Below are 22914 nucleotides of genomic sequence, written 5' to 3'. Positions count from 1 at the left end.
AAAAGTGGGCCAACAGGCCGGCAGCCGGCAAGATAAGCCTGACACTACAATTTGGCACCTCCCTTCCGGCAAAACCGGCTAAAACCCTACCTGCCCTCGCCAGAGTACCGTTGCGCTGCCTCGCTGTGCTGCCAGATACCCGTTGCCCGCCGCCCGGCTTGCCGCGCCGATTGTCCTTTCCCGGCATTTCCCCTTAATTTCGCCTGTTCAGCAGTAACCAACTAATTGGAAGCCCATGCCCGGCTATAGTCCCCAGGAAATCGAGAAAAAGTGGCAAGCCCACTGGAAAGAGCATAGCACCTTCAAGGCCGACAACAGCCCGGCCAAGCCCAAATACTACGTGCTGGATATGTTTCCGTACCCCTCCGGGGCCGGGCTGCACGTGGGGCATCCGCTGGGCTACATTGCCTCCGATATTGTGTCGCGCTACAAGCGCCTGCGGGGCTTCAACGTGCTGCATCCCATGGGCTTCGACTCGTTTGGGCTGCCCGCCGAGCAGTACGCCATCCAGACCGGCCAGCACCCCGCTATTACGACGGAGCAGAACATCAACACCTACATCCGGCAGCTTAACGCCCTGGGTTTCAGCTACGACTGGAGCCGTGAGGTGCGCACCTCCGACCCGCAGTATTACAAGTGGACGCAGTGGATTTTCCTGAAGCTGTTCAATGCCTGGTACAACCTCGACACCGACCGCGCCGAGCCGCTCAAAACCCTGTTCGCGAAGTTCGAGCAGAACGGCAGTGCGGGCATTCGGGCCGCCGGCGACGAGGAAGAGCGGCACAGCTTCACGGCGGGCCAGTGGCAGAGCTTCAGTGAAAAGCAGAAGCTGCAGGCCGTGCATCCCTACCGTTTGGCCTATCAGCAAGACACTTACGTGAACTGGTGCCCCGGTCTGGGCACGGTTCTGAGCAACGATGAGGTGAAGGACGGGCTGTCGGAGCGCGGAGGGTTCCCCGTGGAACGTCGGCTGATGCCCCAGTGGAACCTGCGCATTACGGCCTACGCCGACCGCCTGCTGCAGGGCCTCGACCACATCGACTGGCCCGACGCGGTGAAGGAGATGCAGCGCAACTGGATTGGCAAATCCATCGGCGCGGAAGTAGAGTTTTCGGTGATTAGATCTGAGAGTTTAGAACTGAGAACTGAGCGTTCAGAATCCAGCACTCAGGATTCGGGCGGAAGTCTAAGCTCTACCATCTCCGTTCTTGACTCTAAAATCAAGGTCTACACCACGCGGGTTGACACCATTTACGGCGCTACGTTTCTGGTGCTGGCTCCGGAGCACGAACTGGTACAGCAGCTGACCACACCCGAGCAGCAGGCTGAAATCCAGGACTACATCGACGCGACCAAGCGCCGCTCGGAGCGCGACCGGATGGCCGACACTAAAACCGTGTCGGGCGCTTTCACCGGCTCCTACGCCCTCAACCCGTTCAGCAACGAGCCCATCCAGATCTGGATTGCCGACTACGTGCTGGCCGGCTACGGCACCGGCGCCGTGATGGCCGTGCCTTCCGGCGACCAGCGCGACTACGTGTTTGCCAGGCACTTCCAGCTGCCCATCGTGCAGGTCGTGGATCAGCAGCAGATTGACGAGCAGGCCGACCCCACCAAGGAGGGCACCTATCTGCACGGCCTCATTCAGGGCCAGAACTACCAGCAGGCCACCCAAACGCTGATTCAGGAGCTGGAAAGCCGCGGCATCGGCAAGGGCAAGACCAACTTCCGCATCCGCGACGCCATCTTCGGGCGGCAGCGCTACTGGGGCGAGCCGATTCCGATTTACTTCAAGGACGGCGTGGCCTACGGTGTGGCCGAAGCCGACCTGCCGCTGGTGCTCCCGGAAATCGACGAGTACAAGCCCACCGAAACCGGCGAGCCGCCCCTGGGCCGCGCCAAAGACTGGAAGTACAAAGGCCTCTACGACTACGAGCTGAGCACCATGCCCGGCTGGGCCGGCTCCAGCTGGTACTACCTGCGCTACATGGACCCGCAAAACAACGAGCGTTTCGTGGGCGAGGAAGCCGAGCAGTACTGGCAGAATGTGGACTTATATCTCGGTGGCGCAGAACACGCTACGGGCCACCTGCTCTACTCCCGCTTCTGGCACCTGTTCCTGAAAGACCTGGGTCTGGTAACCGCCGCCGAGCCCTTCCAGAAGCTCATCAACCAGGGCATGATTCTGGGCCGCTCAAACTTCGTGTACCGTATCAACGGCACCAATACGTTTGTCACAGCGGGCAAGAAGGACCAGCACGAAACCACTGCTTTGCACGTGGATGTGAACATCGTAAACAACGATGTACTAGATACCGAAGCATTCAAAAAATGGCGTCCTGACTATACCTCGGCAGACTTCGTCCTAGAGGATAATGGCACCTATGTGTGCGGCTGGGAAGTTGAAAAAATGTCGAAAGGCAAGTTCAACGTAGTGAGCCCCGACACTTTAGTGAACCAGTACGGAGCCGACGCCTTACGCCTCTACGAGATGTTCCTGGGGCCGCTGGAGCAGTACAAGCCCTGGAATACCAACGGCATGAGCGGCGTGGCGGGCTTCCTCAAAAAGCTCTGGCGCCTCTACCACCCCCAGGACGGCGACTTCGCCGTGACCGACGAAGCCGCTACGCCCCAGGAGCTGAAGGCGCTGCACAAGGCCATCAAAAAGGTGGAAGAAGACATCGAGAAGTTCAGCTTCAACACCACCGTCAGCGCCCTGATGATTACGGTGAACGAGCTGACAGCCCTCGACTCGCACAAACGCGCCATTCTGGAGCCGCTCACCATCCTGATTTCGCCCTATGCGCCGCACCTCGCGGAGGAGTTGTGGGTGAAGCTGGGCCACGAAGCCGGCAGCATCAGCCACGCTCAGTACCCCGAGTTCCGGGAAGAATATCTGGTGGAAGACACCGTGAACTACCCGGTGGCCATCAATGGCAAGGTGCGCGAAACCCAGCAGTTTGCCGCCGCCGCCACCGCCGCCGAAATCGAGGCCGCCGTGCGCGAATCGGGCTTCCTGGCGCGCTTCGCCGAAGGCAAGGAGCCCAAGAAGTTCATCGTGGTGCCCGGCCGCATGGTGAACGTGGTAGTGTAGCTTCGTTGGCTTACTATTTAGCAAAAAAAGCCCCGCCGGATTCGTCCGGCGGGGCTTTTTGCTATTCGGTTTTTGCTATTCGGCACGTCATGCTGAGCTTGTCGAAGCATCTCGCGTGCTGACACAGGCTCGGAATGGCGTTCTTTTAAGTGGCTACTGCTCCTGCTCGCTCAGGGTGGCACGTATGGCGCGGGGTAGCGAGGCGTGTACGAGGTTGTAGGAATGGTCGATCCACTCGTGCAGCTGCTGGTCGGTGGCGCCGGTGCCGATGAGCACCGTGTTCCAGTGCTTTTTATTCATATGGTAGCCGGGCAGCACGTAGTCGTGTTGCTCGCGCAGCTCCTGGGCGCGCTCCGGGTCGCACTTCAGGTTGATGCTCCCAAACGTATCGATGTCGGTGAGGGCAAACACTTTGCCGCCCACTTTGAAAACCAGCGTTTCGGGGCCGAAGGGCGTTTCTTCGGTCACGCCAGCTTTCAGCAGGCAGTAGTCGCGGAAGTCTTCGATATTCATGCGGGCCGGATTAATCAGCAAAGAAATAGCGCCAACTCACGGCCGGCGACTTTCCCCGAACGGTGCGGTTGCGAGGTCGTTCGGGCAGGTCGGCGGCAAGCAGTTGGCGCTACAAATAAGCGGGTATCTAGCGAATGAACCAGCGGTAGAGCAGCACAATAAAGCCGACCAGGAACATGGCCATGCTCAGCTTATTGATGAAGTGCATGGTCCGCAGGTTGAAGTTGGTATGCCGGTTGGGGTCGTTCTTGCGGAAAAAATATCCGAAAACGGGGCCGAGGTTGAACAGGTCTTTGCGCATAAGGAAAGGTTGTGTCGGGTCCGCGAAAGTAACATGCGCGGCGACGGAAAGATTTGCCGGAAGCCAGATATTATTCGCCTAGTGCTAGCGGTAGAGCGCCGCAATGCGCTGCTGGTTGTTCTGGCTGATAATCTTGCGCTTCACCTTCATGGTGGGGGTCAGCTCGCCCGATTCCACGCTCCAGAGCGTGGGCAGCAACGCCACTTTCTTAACCTGCTCCCACTGCGCAAAGGCGGCGTTGGCCTGCTGCACCAGCTGCTCGTAGAGCGCCTGCACCTGCGCATGAGTGGCCAGCGCGGCGTCGGAAAGGTCGGCGGGCAGGTTGTGGCTTTTGGCCCAGGCGCGCAGCTCGGCAAAGGCCGGCACCAGCAGCGCCGACGCGAACTTCTCGCCTTCGCCCACCACCATCACCTGCTCTACCAGCGGCGACTCCGAAATGCGGGATTCCAACGACTGCGGGGCCACATACTTGCCGTTGGAGGTCTTAAACATCTCCTTTTTGCGGTCCGTGATTTTCAGGAACCGACCCTGCACCAGCTCCCCGATGTCGCCGGTATGCAGCCAGCCGTCGGCGTCGATGGTTTCGGCCGTGAGGTCGGGGCGGTTGTAGTAGCCCTGCATCACGGAGGGCGAACGGGTCAGGATTTCGCCGTCGGGGGCCAGCTTCACTTCCACGCCCGGAATGGCCGGCCCCACGGCCCCGATGAGGTTGCCGCTGGCTTCGGGCTGACTGGCGGCAATAACGGGTGAGGTTTCGGTCATGCCGTAGCCTTCCATCACCCGGATGCCGGCGGCCCAGAACACCCGCGCCAGCCGCGGCTGCAAGGCCCCGCCCCCGCTCACGATGTAGTGCACCTGCCCGCCCATGGCCTCGCGCCACTTACTGAACACCAGCTTATTGGCCAACGCCAGCTGCGCATTATAAAGTACGCCCTGGTCTTGTTGGGTGTCGTATTGCAGGCCCAGGTCCAGGGCCCAGAAGAACAGCTTTTTCTTGAGGCCAGTCAGCTCCTTGCCCTTGGCCACAATCTTGTCGTAGATTTTTTCGAGCAGGCGCGGCACCGTGGTAAACACCTGCGGCTGCACTTCGCGCAGGTTGTCGGCAATGCGCTCCACGCTTTCGGCGTACCAGATGCTGAAGCCCAGCAGCAGGTAGAGGTAGGTGGCGGTGCGCTCGAAAATATGGCTCAGCGGCAGGAAGCTGAGGGCCTTCTGGCCGGGCGGCAGCGGCAGGTAGCCGGTCAGGTTCTCGCAGTTGTACAGAATGTTGCGGTGGCTGAGCATCACGCCCTTGGGCCGCCCGGTGGTCCCAGAGGTGTAAATCAGCGTCAGCAGGTCGTCGGGCTGCACGGCGGCTTTCAGCAACTCCAGCGTGGCGGGGTCAGCGGCCTGGCCGGCCGCCAGCAGATCGGTAAAGCAGCGGCTGCCAGGCACTTCCTCGAACGTGAAGATGTGCTCGGGGCCGGGCGCCAGGCCCACTATGGCTTCCTGCACCCGCGCCAGCAGCTTTTTATCTTCCACGAGCACCACCCGCACGCCGGCATCCTGAAAAATGTGGCGGTAGTCTTCCACCGTAATGGTCGGGTACATGGGCACGCTCACGGCCCCGAGCTGGGCAATGCCGAAGTCGGCGAGTACCCATTCGGGACGGTTGGCGGAAATGATGGCCACTTTGTCGCCGTGCCCGATGCCGAGCTGCGCCAAGCCCAGGCTCACGTGGTTGCTCAGTTCCTGCACCCGCGCCGTGCTCAGCGGCTGCCAACGGCCGGCTTTCTTCTCAACCAGGCAATCGGCCTGCGGGGTGGTTGTGGCCAGCTTGGCCAGCAGATCAAACGTGCGACGAATTTGCATAGGTGGGTAATTGAGCAACGGATAGCCGGCGAAGCCGAAAGGACCACAAAAGTAGCCGTACGACGGGGTGCCGCTGAAACAAGCCATAATTTTAGTGACTGGCAGCGCACAGCGTGCAACTCGGAAACCGGGGCTACGATGGTGTTTTTACGGGGCCCGCAACGCTACGGCTACAGGTGGCGTCTATGCCAGCACCTAACTTGCTGCTCATGAAACACCTGCTCCTCGCTGCCCTACTCCTTTCCGCCGCCGGCGCCACGGCCCAGACGCCCGCCGCCGAAACCGAAGCCGTCAAGCAAACCATCCGCAACTTCTTCGACGGCATGCGCAAAGGCGACAGTACGCTGGTGCGCTCCACCATTGCGCCGGGCGCGGTGTTTCATACCCTTGCCGCCCGCAACGGCACCACCCAACTCCGCACCGAAACCCCTTCCGACTTCGTGAAAGCCGTGGGCACGCCGCACAAGGAGGTCTGGGACGAGCGTATCACCTTCGATAAGGTGCTGATTGACGCCAACCTGGCCAGCGTCTGGACGCCCTACGAGTTCTACATAGGCAGCACCTTCAGCCACTGCGGCTACAACTCGTTTCAGCTGGTGAAGCTGGCCGACGGCTGGAAGATTGCGCACGTCATCGACACGCGCCGCAAGGAGAAGTGTAAGTAGCGGGCCTCACCTGCCGTCTGTCATGCTGAGCAGCGCGAAGGACCTTATTACGTCCGGGCTAACCTCAAACGGTTGCTGCTCTGGTGTTAGAAGGTTCTTCGCACTGCTCAGCATGACAGACAGGGTTCTACCCTTTTGCCGCGGTCACGATGTCGGGCACTTCCAGCACTCTGCGCAGATACCCGTGTTGGGCCACCCGTAGCATGGCCTGCCCTACTTCGGCCAGCGTGGAAACGTACCTGGGCGTCAGGGCCCGCAGCACCGGGTACAGCCAGTCGAAATACTTGTAATACGACAGCACGTGCTGCTGGCCCGGTGTGGCCTTCATAAAGCCCGGCCGGAACATGTAAGCACCCCGGAAACCGAGCCCCAGCAGCGCATTCTCGGTTTCACCCTTCACGCGGGCCCACATCTGGCCGCTTTTCAGGGTGCTATCGGTGCCGACGCCTGAAACGTAGCAGAACGTCAGGTCGGGGTTGCGCGGCAGCAGCGTCTGGGCGAAGTGCAGCGTAAGGTCGTAGGTGGCGCGGCGGTACTCCGGCTCCTTCATCCCCATCGACGACACACCCAGGCAGAAAAAACAGGCATTATAGCCCGCCAGCTGCTCCTGAATCGGCGACAAATCGTGGAAATCAGCGTGGAGGATTTCGCGCAGCTTGGGGTGCGTGTGGCCGCTGGCCCGGCGACTGACGCTGAGCACCTGCTCCACATCGGAGTTGTTCAAACATTCCAACAGCACACCTTCGCCCACCATGCCGGTTGCCCCGGTCAGTATCACACGTAGTTTCATAGGGAGGCAGACGAATGAGTGAGGCGGATATTTTTTAAGCCATCACGAATTGGAGGAATCCTCTACTAATAAAGTATCAGCTAAAGCAAAGCCAGCCGCAGTTAATTCAAACATTTGACCTTTGTGACCTACTGCTCTAACGTAATCCTTTCGACACAGAGAATCCAAAGCGCCTATCCAACGTGCTATTTCCCTAGCTGATTGCTCTTGAATAATATGTCTATTATTTGTTTGAATATATGTTCCATCTGACATTTTCACTTTAAGTATTGCCCCATGCTTATCTGAGCTAGCAGCTTTTAGCAAAACTTGTTCATCCGCAGATAATACACTAGCCACCTCTTTTTCATTTATACTTGGCCTATCGATTTTGTATGAATCAATAGTATTTATAGCTCTAAAGTGCGTTTTCAAGATAAGTTGAAGCTGATCTTTGAATTTACTTTTAAAATCATCCGTACTAACGAATCCTTCATAAAGCCCCTTTGGCCTGCAATAGCTTTTAAATTTTTGCAGCTGCTTATACTGCTTGCTATTTATAGAATCTGGTTTGATCGGGGCTTCAGAAAAATAAAGCATAGCAGGTTTACCCGCTGCTATATGGCGTTCAATTTCCTCAACTGCCCCGCTAACATACTCTGCAGTTGCTGTTCCTATTCGCGTCCAGAATATTCCTACTAGCAAGTCGCAATCATTAAGAGCTACCTTATTGATAATGGATTGAGGAGGCCCGCTCATATCAGGCGCTGCATGAGTTTCCCAACCCACGGGTAAAAGCACTTGTTTGCGCTCATCTGCGTGAACTGCATTCCACGCATATAATACGTCACGGACAGCCTGCCTTTCCTCTGGCACATCACCAGGAGACGCAATCATTACATTGAACACCTTGGCCTCAAAGCTCATATTTCTTGCTTAAGAAAATATTACTTACACTCCTACAGGCTCTTCCAGCACCTCTTTTTCCAGCCAGCGGCCGTCTTCGCGCATCAGCTCAATCAGCTCGTCCACGGCGCGCTCTTCGGGCACGGATTTCTTGATGACTTCCTGGCCGCGGTAGAGGGCAATTTTGCCTTTGCCCACGCCCACGTAGCCGTAGTCGGCGTCGGCCATTTCACCGGGCCCGTTCACGATGCAGCCCATGATGCCGATTTTGACGCCTTTGAGGTGGTCGGTGCGCTTGCGGATCATGGCGGTGGTTTCCTGCAGATCGAACAGAGTCCGGCCGCAGCTGGGGCAGCTGATGTACTCGGTCTTGGACATGCGCGTGCGCGCCGCCTGCAAAATCCCGAAGCTAAGCTGGTTGAGCTGGTCCAGGGTCGTGAGCCACTCCTCTTTTGGGCGCTCGGGCAGCAGCTCGGTGCTCAGCACTATTCCGTCGCCGAGGCCATCGAGGAGCAGGCCGCCCACATCGGTGGCGGCGTAGAGCTGGGTCTGCTCGGCGGTGAGGGCCGGATACTGGCGGTTGATGATGACCGGACTGGTCACGCCGTTGTTGATCAGCTCGAAAAACGCGCGGCGGATTTCGGGCATGGCGTGGGCGTTGTCGGTGTAGAGAATGACAACGGCCGTAGCGTCTTCACGTAGCTGCGCCAGCGTAGCGGGCGTGAGCGAGGCCAGGTTCTGAAACACGAAATTCAGCTCCGGGTGGCGGGCACCGACGGCAGCATACTCGGCCTGAGTGAGCACCGGGTAATGGTCGGCGCGGGCCCCGGCATCGAGCCAGGCGCTATAGTCTACCACTTCCTTCAGGCCGTTGGGCAGCATAAACGGTACCGGGCGCTGGCCGCTGTAGAGGTAGTCGGCGCCCAGGTCGTTCATCTGGAACTTGTCGAGGAAGGCCGAATACAAATGTCCCACGGCGCGCAGATCGGCATATTCTACTGAGGCGAGGCGTGAAACGTCCACCATCACGCGGGGCACGTTCTGGCCGCCCAGGTTCAGCACTTCGCGCGTGATGCGGCGGTGGTACTGGAACGGGTCGATGGGTACTTTGGGCGCTTCCGCAATAGGTTTGGCCTCCCGGGCGCGGTGGGTGTAGCGGTCAATCAGGGCTTTAGCCACGGGGGCTTCGGCTTCGGGAGCTTCGGTGAGGCTCACGCGCACGGTGTCGCCGAGGCCGTCTTCGAGTAGCGTTCCGATACCCACGGCCGACTTGATGCGGCCGTCTTCGGCTTCGCCGGCCTCGGTTACGCCTAGGTGCAGCGGATACGGCTGCAGGTCTTCCTCGTCGAGCTTCTGCACCAGCAAGCGGTAGGCCTGCACCATCACCTGCGTGTTGGAGGCCTTCATGCTGAGCACGACGTTGTAGTAGTTCTCTTCCTCGCAGAGCCGCAGAAACTCCAGCGCCGACTCTACCATGCCCAGCGGCGTGTCGCCGTAGCGGCTCATAATCCGGTCGGACAGGGAGCCGTGGTTGGTGCCGATGCGCATGGCCGTGCCGTACTGCTTGCAGATCTGGACCAGCGGGCGGAACCGCTCCCGGATGCGGTTGACCTCCTCCTGATACGTGACGTCGGTGTACTCAATGAAGTCGAACTTCTTCTTGTCGGCGTAGTTGCCGGGGTTCACGCGTACTTTCTCCACAATGCGCGCGGCCAGCTCGGCGGCGTTGGGCGTGAAGTGGATGTCGGCAATGAGCGGCACGTTGCAGCCACGCTTACGCAGCTCCTTCTTGATTTCGAGCAGGTTCTGGGCTTCCTTCACGCTGGGAGCCGTGATGCGCACGTACTCGCAGCCGGCTTCTACCATGCGCAGCGTCTGCTCCACCGAGCCCAGCGTGTCCATGGTATCCACGGTGGTCATGCTCTGCACCCGAATCGGGTTGAGCCCGCCCATGGGCACGTCGCCGATGGTGACTTCGCGGGAGAGGCGGCGCTTATACTCGGTGAGGCTGAGGCAATACGTTTTATTCATAACCCGAAGGGAGCAGTTTTCTTGGATAAACAAAGGTACGGAAGGTTCGTTCTCGCCGATTTGCCAGCGCGTATTGTTGTGGCCGCTACGCTTGGTTAGGCGGCCGCGAATAGATGCGGCGGGCGGGCCGCAACATCCGGGCGGCTGAACTGTCTTTGCATAAATCCTCTTTCCCCTGTATGAACCGACTGAAACTACCGGGCCTGCTGGCCGCCCTGCTGTTCACTGCTTCTGCTGGCCACGCCCAGCAGGTGAAGGTGCTCAAGCTGCCCGAGCTGCAAAAGCGCCTGGCCAAACCCAGCGACACAACCTACGTCGTCAACTTCTGGGCCACCTGGTGTGCGCCGTGCATCAAGGAGCTGCCGTATTTTGAGCAGGCCAATGCCGCCTACGCCGGCAAAAAAGTGAAAGTGCTGCTGGTCAGCATGGACTACGTTTCGCAGCTCGACAAGAAGGTGAAACCGTTTGTGCTGAAGCGCGGCCTGAAATCGGAAGTGCTGCTGCTGAACGAAACCGACCCCAATTCCTGGATCGACAAGGTGGAGCCCAAATGGAGCGGCTCCATCCCGTTTACGCTGATGGTCAACAACAGCCGGCAAAAACGGGCCGTGTTTGAGCGGGAGTTTACGCAGGCCGAGCTGACGAGCGAATTGCAGAAATTTATGAAATAACCCTTTTCCTGTTTCACCTAACCTCCTGTCACCCCATGAAAAAGCTACTTCCTTTTCTGGCGTCTCTGCTGCTGCTGGCCGTGCTCAGCAGCTACACCCGCCCGCTGGCCGGCTACCAAATCGGCGATAAAGCCGCGGACTTCAAGCTGAAGAACGTTGATGGCAAGATGGTGTCGTTGGCCGGCAACAAGGCCGCCAAGGGCTACATCGTGGTGTTCACCTGCAACACCTGCCCCTACGCCAAGGCCTACGAGCAGCGCATCATGGACCTGCACACGAAATACGCAGCGCAGGGCTACCCGGTAGTGGCCATCAACCCGAACGACCCGGCCGTGGCGCCCGGCGACGCCTTCGCGGAGATGCAGAAGCGTGCCAAGGACAAGAAATACGCCTTCCCGTACCTGCAGGACGAAACCCAGGAAGTGGCCCGGCAGTTTGGCGCCACCCGCACGCCGCACCTGTACGTTCTTACGCGCCAGGGCTCCGGTTTTGTGGTGAGCTACATCGGCGCCATCGACGACAACTCGGAAGATGCCAAGCTGGTGAAAACCAAGTACCTCGAAAACGCCATGACCGAAATCATGGCCGGCAAGCCTGCTTCCGTGAACTCCACGAAAGCCGTTGGCTGCACTATCAAGTGGAAGAAAGCTTAAGCCACTCACACCTCCCGCAACTGAAAAAGCCGGCTCCCGGGAGCCGGCTTTTTCAGTTGTTTATACTTCTGATTCTGTCAGGAAGGCTGCGAGCCGGCGCGCTGAAACACCTGCTCCAGCGTGTCGGTCTGTACGCCGGGCTTTTCGTCGAGGGCTGCATTAATCATGGCCTGCGCCACTTCGCGCCCGTGAATGGGGCGGTATTGCTGCAGGCCCGGCAATTGCGCTACTGCAGCGGCCAGCGGCAACGCCAGGCGCTCCATCAGGCGCGGCTCGTGGCGGTGGCCGGCCAGCATACCGGGCTGCATGATGCGAATCCGCTGGAAAGGCAGCCGCTTGACGTCGCGCTCCAGCTTGCCTTTCATGCGCGAGTAAAACACGAATGAATCGGCAGCGGCGCCCGCCGAGGACACCAGCACGTAGGTTTTCACGCCGTTTTGCGCAGCCGCTTCCGCTACCCTGAACTGATACGTGTAGTCTACCTTGTACTGCGCATCGGCACTGCCGGCCTGGCGCAGCGTGGTACCCAGCGCCGAGAACAGCACATCCCCGCTGAGCAGGTGCTGCCAGTGTTCCGGGTGCTCGAAGTCGATAAGGTGCTCCTCCAGCCGGTCCGGGTTATGATAGCCGGTCGGGCGGCGCGTGAATACTTTAATTCGGTCGAAGCGGGAATCAGAGAGCAGCTGCCGCAGCAGATTGTCCCCGACCAGCCCGGTTGCTCCAATTAGTAGCGCGGTTTGCATAAGGCAGAACAGGTGTGAGCAGACGTGGCCAAGCGCCACAGTAGGCAAAAGTGCTGGTATACGGAGGCATGCTGATTTTCGTTGGCAGGCAGGCGGCCAGGTGGCGCTACAGCCTATTCTCCGGATGCCAGCAGCACTATTTTGCCGATGTGGCTGCTGCTTTCCATCAGCTCGTGCGCGGCGGCGGCTTCGGCCAGCGGCAGCGTGCGGTAGAGCAGCGGCCGCAGCCGGCCCTGCCGCAACAAAGGCCATACGTGGCGCTCTACCTCGGCCGCCAGCGCGGCTTTGAAGTCGGCGGAGCGGGGCCGCAGGGTGCTGCCCGTGATGGTGAGCCGGCGGCGCATCACGTCCAGCGCGTTGAACTCGGCTTTGGCGCCCTGCATGGCGTTGATGAACACCAGCCGGCCATCGTCGCGAAGCAGGCGCAGGTTTTTGGCAGTATAGTCGCCGCCCACCATGTCCAGCACCACATCGGCCCCGCCGACCGCGCCTACTGTTTCCTCGAAATCCTGCTCCTTGTAGTTGATAACCGGGTTGGCTCCCAGCTCCTGCACGGCCCGGGCTTTGGCGGCGCTGCCCACGGTAGCGGCCACCCGGCTGCCCAGCGCCACCGCCAGCTGCACGGCCGTGGTGCCGATGCCGCTGCTGCCGCCATGCACCAGCAGCAGCTCGCCGGGCTGCAGCTGCCCCCGCTGAAACACGTTGTGCCAGACCGTAAATACGGTTTCGGGCAGGGCGGCTGCTTCGGCAAAGCTCCAGCCTTCGGGCACGGGCAGGCAGTGGCGGGCATCTGCCACGGCGTATTCGGCGTAGCCACCGGCCGCCAGCAGGGCGCACACCCGGTCGCCGGGTTGCCAGCGGGCTGCTTCGGCACCACACTTTTCTATCGTTCCGGCCACTTCCAGCCCCGGCACCATGCCCGTTACCTCGCCCGCGCCGGCATATTTGCCCTGCCGCAGCAGCACATCGGGGCGGTTGAGGCCGGCGGCGTGCACCCGGATCAGAACTTCGTGCGCGGCGGGCTCGGGCCGGGGCTGTTGCTGCAGGTGCAGCACATCGGGGCCACCGGGCCGGGTGATTACAATTGCGTTCATAGAGAGCTGGATTAGGGGCAAAACGAAAGCGTTGCGCAGAGACGCGCCAGCCGCCCGGTGTACGCAGCCCGGTACTCGGGGAGTTGCGGACCCAGGCATTGTGGCTGGTATGCCTGCGTTTTCCGTACTTGCTGCAGCCATGAAAAAAGTCAGCCTTCTTCCCCATTTCCTGCGTACGGCCGGCCAGCTCACCGGTATGGCCGCCTGGCAGACCGGCCGCCTGTTTCGCAAAGCGGCGGCCTCGGCTCTGGAAGCCATTCAGGAAGTGCTGCGGGCCGAAGTTCAGAAAGGCAACAAGCAGCTGGTCGTTGATTTTCTGACCAACAAGGCCCTGCCCGCGGCCCGGGCTCTGCTGCTGGAGCGCATGGCCGCCCGGCTGCTGGTCCGCATCGGACTGCGGGGGGCACTGGCCTCCAGCGTGGTCGGCTGGATTCTGCCGTTTGTGCTGGAGCAGATGGTGCGCGTGGGGCAGAAAACCGGCCTGTTCGAGAAAATCCGGAGCCACAGCACCGTACAGGACAGCCTGCAGCGCCTCGACGAACTCAAGCAGGCCGTCTGGAAACGCCTGGTGCCCGACCACGGCACGGGCGCCGAGCTGCTCGATGACGACGAGGAAACGCCCCGCCAGCTGCCCGGCTGAAGCTGGCATCAACGCAGCTTGCACCGGGATAATTCCGACCCGGATTTTTAATTTTTTCTGGCCTATTTGGTAAATCCGGCCCCTTTTTCCCTGTCGTAAGTGGGGCCACATGACTATTCAGGAAGAACTCCATCCGCTGCAGCAGCCCACCCCGGCAACGCTTCCGCTAAGCCGGGCCCTTCGCACTCTGTACCGCAGCGCCCACCCCGTCCGGCACACGGCGCCCTACGCGGCAGCCCGGCTCGCCCGCATTGCCGATCAGGCCGAATATTTTCTGCAGCAATGGCCCGATGAGCAGTGGCCCGCCGACTTGCATGCCAGCCAGCCACTGCCCGCCAAAGCGGTGCTCCTGGCCTGGCTGGGAAAAGTCCGGCAGGAAACGGCGGCCCACACGGCTAGCACGGCGCCCTGGCCCTATGCCAGCTGGCGGCAAGCCTCCACTACCCTGCTCGCCGCCCTGGCGCCCTTCACGTAGGGCGCCGGGCTACTGGCGGCTGTCCGGCTTGGGCGTCAGCACAAATACCTTCATCATTTCCAGCAGCAGGGCATCGGCGGCGCTCAGGCCGGGTACGCTCAGGTTCAGCTCCCGGGGCTTTACATAGCCGGTCAGCTTCTCAAACTCGGTCATGGTCAGTGGCTCGAATGCCATGGCCCAATCGGCGAAGCTGCGCTGCAGAATCTGTTTATCAGCCAGCTTCACCACGCCCGTGTGCCGCGGGTCGGTCAGGAGTTTGGCGTACAGGGCCGCCAGCGTTGTTTCTTCGCCCTCAATAACCTGCATAAACTGGCCGTCGCCGTACACGAGTGCCCCCGTGATGCCCTGTTGCTCGTTGGCGACGCGAGCCTGCTCCAGCAAAGTGCGCAATTCCTCGTCAGACATCGGCCGTTTGCCACGGCTCATATAGATAATGTGGTGCATCAGTCGCAGGGAAATCAGGGTTGAAAGTAAACGAAGATAAGGCTCAGGCCGCAAAGCAGAGCAACTGAAGAGCTTCACAGGAAAAGTGTTACTACTCTTACATGGCCTTCGCCTCCGCGCGCCATCCTGCTGCTGTTTTGGCCGTTGGCGCCCCTTACTACCGTTGCCCATGTCCCGGGTGCGGTAGGTTGGCAGCGCGGCAGTGCTATTCGTGCACTATACAACAAAAGGGCCTCTACGCAGCGCAGAAGCCCTTTTATTGTATCGCCCTACCTTAAGGGCGCAAAAAAAACCGCTCCCACCCGGATTACGGTTGGCCTCAACAAAAGCTTGTTTCTGCGCTGCTAAGCCCTTTTTTCAAAAAGTGGGGGCCCTAGTGGGGGCTGGTGCACTGCTTTGTGCAGCCAGCCGGGCGCCTTTTCGGTAGGTAAAGCGGTACCGGCGGCCGTGGACGCGGCGCCACTTAGTGTAGTACCGTGGGGGCCGCGCGCCGGCCACTTCCTGCTGGGGAGTACTCCTGGCATCTGGTGGCAGAGCGAGTAGTGTAGTCAGCAACAGAATGCCACTGCCACAGAGCAGAGCAACTAGAGGTTTCATAGGACTGGAGTTGGGTTGATGAAATCAGAGCCCAAAGCTGTCCTCCCGAACTGCCCGCAAAAAGGACAGAAATCCTACAATTCTCCCCTATACCCTTTCCAGGCCAGCGCAACGATGGCCAGCAGGATCAGCGCCCAGATGGTATAGCCTACCGCCTTCTCTACCACCCAGAGCTTCGGGTAGCGCCGCACCAGCTTATCCCAGATGCGGCCGATGCCAAGGCGCTTGCTCTTGCCGCTTCCAGGTATTTGGCCACAGTGCTCGGCGAGAGTCCCAGGGCGGTGGCAATGGCCCGGTTTGAAATGCCGGTGGCCTTCAGCCGCTGCACGTGCGCCTGCTTCTCGGTGTCGACACCCGGCCGGCCCAGCACTTTACCCTTGGCCACGGCCTTTGATAACCCGGCCTTGGTCCGCTCCCCGAGCCGTACCCGCTCCTGCTTGGCAATGGTAGCCAGGATGCTGATGATGGCGTCCTTGAACATGCCAGTTGAATCCAGGTACTGCTCAGTGTAGCTTTTGAATTGCACCCCCGAGTGCGAGAGCCGCTGCAGATGGTTGAGCGTTTCGATGACACCCTCGCGGCTGAAGCGGTCCAGCGCCCAGAACAGCACCACATCGAAGCGGCGCTGGTGGGCATCGGTGAAGAGCTGCTTAAACTGCGGCCGCTCGGCCTTGCCGCCCGACTCCGTGTCTACGTACTGCCTGTAGATGGTATAGCCCAGCCGCTCGGCGAAGGCCCGCAGCTCACGCAGCTGGTTCTCGTTGTCCTGGCCTTTGTCGCGGGTGCTCACTCGGGCGTAAATGGCAGCTTTCATGCTGAAAAGTAGTGTCCAAAAAAGGGGTACGAAAACGGCCCCGAAAAACTGCATTTTCGGGGCCGTGGAGGCGGGTGCTAAAACTGTCCAGAAATCGAGCGTTTTCTGGACAGTTTATCCGCCTGCCTTTTATACTTACTCCCTTCCATACTTACTAGAGTCCGTGGACAGTCAGCGCATCCAGTCGAGTGCCGCGAGCAGGTGAGCAAGGGCCAAAAAGGAGGAGGCTGTTTTTTCGTAGCGGGTGGCCAAGCCGCGTGCCTCTTTCAGTCGGCCGAAGAAGCGTTCTACTTTGTTACGGTCGGCATATAAGTTGGCATCATACGGGCGTTGGTCGGTGCGCAGGGCTTTGGGCGGAATCACCACTTCGGCCTGATACTGGGCCACGGCGGCCAGTACTGCGTTGGTGTCGTAGGCTTTGTCAGCCACAACCGCACCCGGTGCCGCTGCCAAGGCCTGTAACAAGTCCGGCAGGACTTGACAATCGGCCTGTTGGCCCGGCGTTAGGCGCAGCACCAGACAGTTGCCGAGCGCGTCCACCACGGCATGGCGCTTTGTCGTCAGCCCGCCCCGGCTGCGGCCAAGGGCTTCGTCTGCGGCCGTACTTTTTTTTGGCCGCTGGCGGCCCGGTGCGCTTTCACAGTCGTGGAATCGACCAGCACCCAGGCATAATCGGGTTCCTGCACGGCCTGAAACAGCCGCTCCCACACGCCCGCCACCGCCCACCGCCGGAAGCGCCGGGCGACCGTATTCCACGGACCAAAGCGTTCGGGCAAGTCGCGCCAGGCACAGCCCGTGCGCACCCGGTACACCACCGCGTTGACAAAACGCTGGTTGTTACGGCCGGTGCCGCCCGCCGTACCCGCTTTGCCCAGCACATGCGGTTGAATCAGTTTCCACTCACGATCAGTAAGTTCATGACGACGCATCCGGCAAAGCTACGACTGACTGTCCACGGGCTCACTAATAAGAAAGTTGGGTTTATGAAATTTTAGTGACTTTTGTATGGAGTAAAGTTGCCGACCATAATCATTGATTAAACTCTACCTTTTTCTAGTGATGAAATTGAATTTTACGAGTGTAAACGCCCCCACCCGATGGTTGGCGTTCCCCGTCTCATGCTCGCTGCTGTTGAGCCAGCTTGGCATGGCTCAACCCACCCTTGTTTCCCACTCCCCAACTGCCAACACTCGGAATGCCCCACTTTCAACTGCTGTTACTGCAACCTTCACTGAGCCGCTAACTGCAAATTCTATTAGCGGTCTTAAGGTATACTCCGCCCAACGGGGTGGGCTGCTCACGCGCAGTTCCACGCCAGTAACGGTAAGTGGCAACTCTTTAAGCTTTACGCCAGCATCTGCTTTTAAGCCAGGAGAACGAGTTACTGCTGCCATCACTACAGCAACTACCAGCGCTGCTGGATCCTTGGCAAAACCTACTGTTTTTCAGTTCACCACAAGGACTGCTGGCACCGGACGAGGAAATTTTCTTCTTGGCACAAATCCGCAATCGGAAAGAGCCAACGACGTCGTATTGGGTGATGTCGATGGGGATGGCGACCTAGATATGCTTATAGCAAACAACGTCGATCCGGGCACAGTTAGCGTCCGTTTAAACGGAGGAGACAACACGGCTTCTAATACGGGCGTCTTCAGTGGGGGCACTGAAGTGGACGTTATTCAGACTCCGCTGAACATAACCTTAGGTGACATTGATGGCGACGGAGATCTGGATCTGGTAACTGGGCATACCGATGGGCTAATCACAATTCGTCTAAATGGCGGGAATAACTCCGGCTCAAACACTGGCACTTTCATCGGTGGCACAACGCTAACGATAGGCAGCTCCGTAGCGGCGCCGGTACTTAGTGATGCCGATGGAGATGGGGATTTAGACCTGCTATGTGCTGATGGTGTTAACAATCGGGTTGCCATTAGGCTGAATGGTGGCAATGCAACTGGGTCAAACACCGGCGTATTCAGCGCTGGCACCAATGTCGCTTCCGGCACATCACCAAAAAATGTCGTGGCTGGAGATGTTGATGGAGACGGCGATATGGATATCGTTGTACTCAATAACAACGGAAGCACAACGGGCAGTACCAATGGGGTAACGGTGCGCCTAAACGGAGGGGACAATAGTGGATCAAATACGGGCATATTTAGTAACGGCACTTTTCTAGCTATTGGTAGCCGCCCGAATACCATAGACTTAGCCGACCTTGACGGAGATAATGACCTCGATTTGGTAGTGGCCCTTTATGATGCTCCCAGTGCGGTAATTCGATTGAATGGTGGTGATAATACAGGCTCTAATACCGGCACGTTCACCAATGGAAGTAGTGTTGCCGTTCCAAACCTTTCTAATTCCGCCGTTTTGGGTGATGTAGATGCAGATGGTGACATAGATTTGCTCACAGCAACTTGGACCAGCAATTCCATTTCCGTTCGCCTGAATGGCGGCGATGCATCTGGGTCTAATACGGGCGTATTTAGCGGTGGCAGCACATTAACTACGGGTCTTGGCCCCCAAGCTATTAGGTTAAGTGATGTGGATGGCGACGGCGATATCGACATGGTTTTTGGCAACGCGTTTGGCGCGTCAGTCGGAGTTCGGCTAAATAATCCAGCTCCGATTACGGGAGTACAGGGCCAAGCCAAATTCACTTCTTTCCATTTCGTCATTGCTCCCACGGTAGTAGAAGGAAGCAGATTGCGATTTTCCTACACCAATCCTGATCTCGACTCCCCCGCTGTGGTGACAGTGTATTCTATTACAGGGCAACAGCTACGCGAGTATGCTGTCACTAAGCCTGGTTCTGGTGAATTATTGGTAAACGGCTTGATGCCCGGTTGGTACTTGGCCAAAGTGCGTAGTGGGCAGTCAATTCATACTGCGCGTTTCTGCATAAACTAAACTTTCCAGACAGCTCTTTGATGAAAATATCGCTTGTCAGCAAGCGATAATTGAGTGCTTTCAGCAGTCCATATAAAAGCGCCCTGTACCGCTACGCCTAACAGTGTTTTTTAGGCGTAGCGGTACAGGGCGCTTTCTTGCTCAAGAATCATCCTTTGGGGAGGGCTACTTCAGGGCAGAATACCGTTTTGGTTATTTACCCTCATGTAGTGTTTTCTGAACGTCCTTTCGACTACGAAATCGACCCGGCGTCGCGGACCTTCTTCACGTAGTCGATATCATCGGCCAGCTCGCCGGTATGCTGCACGACCTGCAGCCTGGTGGCCCACTCCTCCACTTTGCCCAGACGGGCGTCGAGGCGCACGAGCACGGTCACCAGCTGCTGGTCGGTGGCAGCCGGCAGCGGTGCACCGGCAGCCGGCAGCGGTGCACCGGCAGCCGGCACGTCGTTACTGGTGGCGCCACCGTCGCGGTAGCCGCGCTGGCGTTTTACCTCCAGCCACTGCTCTACCTGCGCCACCTGTGGGTCGGCCCGCATCCACTCGGGAATCACGTACTCGTTCTCGTGTACCACGCCCGCGATGGGGTAGCCCTCCGCATCGAGCAGCTTGCCGCCGGCACTCACGTTCAGGCCCGAGCCGGTCGCGCCCCCCTGCCGAAAACCCAGGCCCAGGATCTTGGCAATAGCAGCCCCCGCCCCGGCCGTAGCCATGGCGTTGGCCCCGAACGTGTAGGCCGCCCCCAGCGGCACCGAGGCCGGTGGAAACAGGGCCGAGATTTTGGCACCGGCTTCCGCGTTGGCCGCGTACTGCTTGGGTACGCTCATCCCAATTTCGGCAATAGCCAGCGTTTTCTGCGCCGCAACGGCCACTTTGTAAAGCAGCGTTTTCTTACCCGTCAGCTCCATCAGGGCCGCCAACTCATCCGAATTCAGCACCCGGCGGGCGGCCGCCAGCAGCTTCTCGGCTTTGTACATGGTCTCATCCGTGCCCCGACGCTTCTCCGCGAAATCGGCCTGGCCCTTCAGCCGCTCGGCGTTGGCCTTCATGTACTCGGCCGAGCCCTCGCCGCTTTTCTCCTTAATCAGCGCCAGCTCCCGCTCAGCCGCGGCCTGCTTCACGGCGTACACCGCATCCTGGTAGGCCCACTCGTCGAGCGTGCCGTTGGCCAGCTTCAGCTCCAGTTCGGCCAGACGCTGCTCAGCTTCTGCCTCATTCAGCGCAATCCGAGCATCGAGTTCCTCCTGCTTTTTCTTGGCCGACTCCTCATCGAACTTCGCCTGCAGCTCGCGCAGCTGCAGGTCGCGCTCCTCCATGATGGCCTGCACCCGGTCGGTGTAGTCCACCTCCAGCCCGGTGAGCTTGTCGACCTGATCAGAGGCCGACTGGAAGATTTTAGCCCGCTGCTGGTCGCGCCGCTGCAGCTCGTCGTTGTAGCCCTGCCGGTCCAGATCAGCCCGCAGCGTGTCGCGGGTCTGCAGCATCACCAACTCCTCCTCGACCAGCTTTTTCAGCGCGTCTTTGCGCTGCTGCGCATCCTTTTTCTCTTCAGCCTCGCGTTCCTTCCGGGCTTTTTCGCGAGCCGTCTGCGCCGCTTTGGCTGCTTTTTCCCGCTCGGCGGCCGTCGTGCCGTCACCGCCGGCGGAGGGCTTATCCGGTTGCTCCGGATCCGCTCCTGCCTCGGGAGTGACGGCGTCGGGCCGGGCATTGTGTACTTCGTTAAACGCCTTCAGGTAGGCGCGGGCCGCCACGCCGCCGATGGCCGCCATTTCGTCGGCCGCCCCCGAGAAGTCACCGCGCATGATGGCCCGCCACGACTTGCCCACCTGCAGAAACGAGACCTGCGCGGAGGCCATAAACCCCTCAAAGAATGCCGGCGCATCACGCAGCATATCGAAGAGCAGCCGCAGCGGGGCAATCATCACGTAAATAGCCGACCTGGCCGGCTCCGACTGTTTCACCCACTCCATCAGCCCCTTGGCAATCATGCCAAACCCCTCGTACACCAGACGCGTGGGAATAAACAGCAGCCGCAGAACCGTGCCCAGCCCACTGGCTATATCCCGGGCCAGACTGCCCTCCTTGCTGACCAGGCCCATGCTCTCGCCCAGCGCCAGAAATTCGGCCCAGACCTGCTGCACCGGCGCGGCCAGTTCCTTGAACGTGGCGGCCAGCGAGGCCAGCAGCGTGTAGAGGAACGTCATGGCCCCGTTGCCCAGCACTTCGATGCTGGTGCCGGTGCCCTCAAACTGCTTAGTCAGCTCGTTTTGCGCGCCGGCCAGCTCCTGCTGCGACGCCAGCAGGAGCTGCTGCTGCTGCACGTATGGATTGGTCTGGTCGATGAGCGTTTCCACGCCCCCACCCACATCCTTCAGCGACTGCAGATACTCCAGTCCGGCATCTTCTCCCGGCCCGCCGAACACGTCGGCAATGACAGTCTGCAGCTGCGCGGCCGGGATTTTGGTATCGTTCATCTGCGCCGACACCATCTGCAGCGCCTGCACCGAGCTGATGCTGCCGTCGTTGATGCCTTTGAGCAGCTTCTGCGTGAATTCCGGGCCGAACGCGGCATCCAGCGCCTCGCCGGTGGCTTTGGTCTGCTCGCGGATGCGCAGGCCGAATTCCTTCACCACGTCGGCCCCCTTGTCGGAGAACACGCCATCGGTCTGCGACTTGCTCACGATGGCCACGAATTCCGACGCTGACACGCCGGCCGCCTTGAACTGCGCGGGGTACTCTTCTACCTGGTCGAGAAACTCGCCGTTGATGTCGGCCCCCGCAATGAACCCCTGCTCGATCAGCTTGAGGGCCTGCTGCTGCGAGATGCCCATCTGCTTGCTCAGCGCGTTGCTGGCCACCAGCACCTCGTTGTATTCCTTGCCGAAGGTCTGGCTCAGCGCCCGCACACCCACGGTCAGCCCATCCAGCTCCTCGCCGGTGGCGCCGGTCAAACTATTGATCTGAGCCCGCATCTGGCCCATTTCTTTGGTAGTGGCAATCACCTCCGCGCCCAGCTCCTTGACCATGTCCAGCGCCGCCTCGGCCCCAACGGCCACGCCGGCGAAGGCCAGCGCGTCCTTAAAGGTGAGGCCCTGCTGCGTGGCCTCCCCCATTTCCAGTTTCACGCCTTCGATGCGCTCCTTCAGCTCCTGGTAGTCCTTCAGGAGTTTGGCCCGTCCCGGGTCGTTGGCGGCCACCTCATCGAGCTGCTTTTCCAGCTGAGCGGCCGCGGCCTTCATCTGCCCGAACGTGGCCTCCACTTTCTGGCCATTCAGAATAACCTCACGGTTTTCGGCCGAGAGCTTACGCTGCGCTTCGGCTAGCTCCTCCTCGGTCTGAATAACCGTGCGCATTTCCGTGCGCGTGGCAGTCAACCGCTGATTCAGCCGCGCAAAATCATCCTGCAGCTTGGCCCGGCCGGGGTCGTCGGCAGCCATCTTGGCCAGCTGATTATTGAGCACGGCCGCGCCGGCCGCCATTTCCTTCAGGCTGGCGTTCGGCTGCTGCGCATCGACTACTATCTTAACCTTCCGCTCTTCGCTGTTATCTGCCATAGTCCGCCATTGCAGCCTGCAGGCTGTTTATTTTATCGTTGATGTCCAGCAATTCGTCGGCACACTGGCGCCACTCCGCTGTGCCCAGTGGCAGGCGTTTGAGCTTGTTGGTAAGCACGCCAAGCGTAAAGCGCAGCGTACTCATGCTCTCGTTTTTATCCGGTATGTTCTGCATGTTGAGTTA

At 59.7% G+C, this 22914-nt stretch carries 19 protein-coding genes and 1 pseudogene; 7 read left to right on the top strand and 13 right to left on the bottom strand.

Going from position 1 to position 22914, the window contains the following annotated elements; translation table 11 throughout:
- The first annotated feature begins 235 nt into the window (after positions 1 to 235).
- A complete protein-coding gene (gene leuS / locus BUE15_RS17700; RefSeq protein ID WP_073288060.1) occupies positions 236 to 3094 on the top strand; it encodes a leucine--tRNA ligase in 2859 nt (952 codons plus the stop codon).
- Positions 3095 to 3247: 153 nt separating this feature from the next.
- Here the strand turns inward: leuS and BUE15_RS17695 are convergent, their stop codons facing one another.
- From BUE15_RS17695 to BUE15_RS17690, 3 genes are all read right to left on the bottom strand, one after another.
- Complete coding sequence (locus BUE15_RS17695; protein WP_073288058.1) at positions 3248 to 3607, bottom strand: MmcQ/YjbR family DNA-binding protein; 360 nt, start codon at positions 3605 to 3607, stop codon at positions 3248 to 3250.
- 127 nt (positions 3608 to 3734) lie between these two features.
- Positions 3735 to 3908, bottom strand: a complete 174-nt coding sequence (locus BUE15_RS22065; RefSeq protein WP_170865305.1) for a DUF6728 family protein — start codon at positions 3906 to 3908, stop codon at positions 3735 to 3737.
- A gap of 84 nt (positions 3909 to 3992) precedes the next feature.
- Positions 3993 to 5759, bottom strand: coding sequence for an AMP-dependent synthetase/ligase (locus tag BUE15_RS17690; RefSeq protein WP_073288056.1), 1767 nt, complete (start codon positions 5757 to 5759; stop codon positions 3993 to 3995).
- Between the two features lie 209 nt (positions 5760 to 5968).
- On the opposite strand from BUE15_RS17690, the gene BUE15_RS17685 reads away from it, so the two are divergent.
- Entirely contained in the window at positions 5969 to 6424 is a 456-nt protein-coding gene (locus BUE15_RS17685) for a nuclear transport factor 2 family protein (protein ID WP_139252395.1), read from the top strand.
- A 127-nt stretch (positions 6425 to 6551) separates the two neighbouring features.
- On the opposite strand, the gene BUE15_RS17680 is transcribed toward BUE15_RS17685, so the two are convergent.
- From BUE15_RS17680 to ispG, 3 genes are read right to left on the bottom strand one after another with little or no spacing between them, the layout of a single operon-like run.
- Positions 6552 to 7214, bottom strand: coding sequence for a Rossmann-fold NAD(P)-binding domain-containing protein (locus BUE15_RS17680; RefSeq protein WP_073288055.1), 663 nt, complete (start codon positions 7212 to 7214; stop codon positions 6552 to 6554).
- Between the two features lie 42 nt (positions 7215 to 7256).
- A complete protein-coding gene (locus BUE15_RS17675) occupies positions 7257 to 8120 on the bottom strand; it encodes a hypothetical protein (protein ID WP_073288053.1) in 864 nt (287 codons plus the stop codon).
- A gap of 24 nt (positions 8121 to 8144) precedes the next feature.
- Complete coding sequence (ispG, locus tag BUE15_RS17670; protein ID WP_073288051.1) at positions 8145 to 10130, bottom strand: (E)-4-hydroxy-3-methylbut-2-enyl-diphosphate synthase; 1986 nt, start codon at positions 10128 to 10130, stop codon at positions 8145 to 8147.
- Positions 10131 to 10309: 179 nt separating this feature from the next.
- On the opposite strand from ispG, the gene BUE15_RS17665 reads away from it, so the two are divergent.
- Both BUE15_RS17665 and BUE15_RS17660 read left to right on the top strand, forming a co-directional pair.
- The gene (locus BUE15_RS17665; RefSeq protein WP_073288049.1) at positions 10310 to 10801 is read left to right on the top strand and encodes a TlpA family protein disulfide reductase; all 492 of its coding nucleotides are present in this window, start codon (positions 10310 to 10312) and stop codon (positions 10799 to 10801) included.
- A gap of 35 nt (positions 10802 to 10836) precedes the next feature.
- On the top strand, positions 10837 to 11454 hold the full coding sequence (locus tag BUE15_RS17660) for a thioredoxin family protein (RefSeq protein ID WP_073288047.1): 618 nt from the start codon (positions 10837 to 10839) through the stop codon (positions 11452 to 11454).
- 77 nt (positions 11455 to 11531) lie between these two features.
- Here BUE15_RS17660 and BUE15_RS17655 read toward each other — a convergent pair whose 3' ends face one another.
- Both BUE15_RS17655 and BUE15_RS17650 read right to left on the bottom strand, forming a co-directional pair.
- A complete protein-coding gene (locus BUE15_RS17655; protein WP_073288045.1) occupies positions 11532 to 12197 on the bottom strand; it encodes an NAD(P)H-binding protein in 666 nt (221 codons plus the stop codon).
- 113 nt (positions 12198 to 12310) lie between these two features.
- Entirely contained in the window at positions 12311 to 13291 is a 981-nt protein-coding gene (locus BUE15_RS17650) for an NAD(P)H-quinone oxidoreductase (RefSeq protein WP_073288043.1), read from the bottom strand.
- Positions 13292 to 13430: 139 nt separating this feature from the next.
- On the opposite strand from BUE15_RS17650, the gene BUE15_RS17645 reads away from it, so the two are divergent.
- Both BUE15_RS17645 and BUE15_RS17640 read left to right on the top strand, forming a co-directional pair.
- The gene (locus BUE15_RS17645; protein ID WP_073288041.1) at positions 13431 to 13931 is read left to right on the top strand and encodes a hypothetical protein; all 501 of its coding nucleotides are present in this window, start codon (positions 13431 to 13433) and stop codon (positions 13929 to 13931) included.
- Between the two features lie 109 nt (positions 13932 to 14040).
- Positions 14041 to 14406 carry a hypothetical protein gene (locus tag BUE15_RS17640; RefSeq protein ID WP_073288039.1) on the top strand — a complete coding sequence of 122 codons (366 nt, stop codon included), beginning with the start codon at positions 14041 to 14043 and terminating at the stop codon, positions 14404 to 14406.
- Positions 14407 to 14415: 9 nt separating this feature from the next.
- Here BUE15_RS17640 and BUE15_RS17635 read toward each other — a convergent pair whose 3' ends face one another.
- The 3 genes and pseudogenes from BUE15_RS17635 to BUE15_RS22390 form a co-directional block, all read right to left on the bottom strand.
- Positions 14416 to 14850, bottom strand: coding sequence for a BLUF domain-containing protein (locus BUE15_RS17635; protein WP_073288037.1), 435 nt, complete (start codon positions 14848 to 14850; stop codon positions 14416 to 14418).
- Positions 14851 to 15607: 757 nt separating this feature from the next.
- Positions 15608 to 16261 carry a recombinase family protein gene (locus BUE15_RS17630; RefSeq protein WP_073288035.1) on the bottom strand — a complete coding sequence of 218 codons (654 nt, stop codon included), beginning with the start codon at positions 16259 to 16261 and terminating at the stop codon, positions 15608 to 15610.
- Positions 16262 to 16432: 171 nt separating this feature from the next.
- Positions 16433 to 17163 (bottom strand): annotated as a pseudogene (locus BUE15_RS22390) (IS5 family transposase); the annotation flags it as partial.
- Positions 17164 to 17407: 244 nt separating this feature from the next.
- Between BUE15_RS22390 and BUE15_RS17620 the strand changes: the two are divergent.
- Positions 17408 to 19177 carry an FG-GAP-like repeat-containing protein gene (locus tag BUE15_RS17620; RefSeq protein WP_170865304.1) on the top strand — a complete coding sequence of 590 codons (1770 nt, stop codon included), beginning with the start codon at positions 17408 to 17410 and terminating at the stop codon, positions 19175 to 19177.
- A 232-nt stretch (positions 19178 to 19409) separates the two neighbouring features.
- Here BUE15_RS17620 and BUE15_RS17615 read toward each other — a convergent pair whose 3' ends face one another.
- Together BUE15_RS17615 and BUE15_RS17610 are read right to left on the bottom strand one after the other, a co-directional pair.
- Positions 19410 to 22730: a phage tail tape measure protein gene (locus tag BUE15_RS17615; RefSeq protein ID WP_073288031.1), complete on the bottom strand. Its 3321-nt coding sequence runs from the start codon at positions 22728 to 22730 to the stop codon at positions 19410 to 19412.
- Entirely contained in the window at positions 22720 to 22905 is a 186-nt protein-coding gene (locus BUE15_RS17610; protein ID WP_073288029.1) for a hypothetical protein, read from the bottom strand. Before BUE15_RS17610 ends, BUE15_RS17615 begins: the two co-directional genes overlap by 11 nt.
- Between the last annotated feature and the right edge of the window lie 9 nt (positions 22906 to 22914).

The sequence above is a fragment of the Hymenobacter psychrotolerans DSM 18569 genome (genome assembly GCF_900142395.1).
Taxonomy (GTDB): Bacteria; Bacteroidota; Bacteroidia; order Cytophagales; family Hymenobacteraceae; genus Hymenobacter; species Hymenobacter psychrotolerans.
The sequence above is the reverse complement of the archived record's forward strand: the minus strand, read 5'-3'. Positions and strand labels throughout refer to the sequence as shown.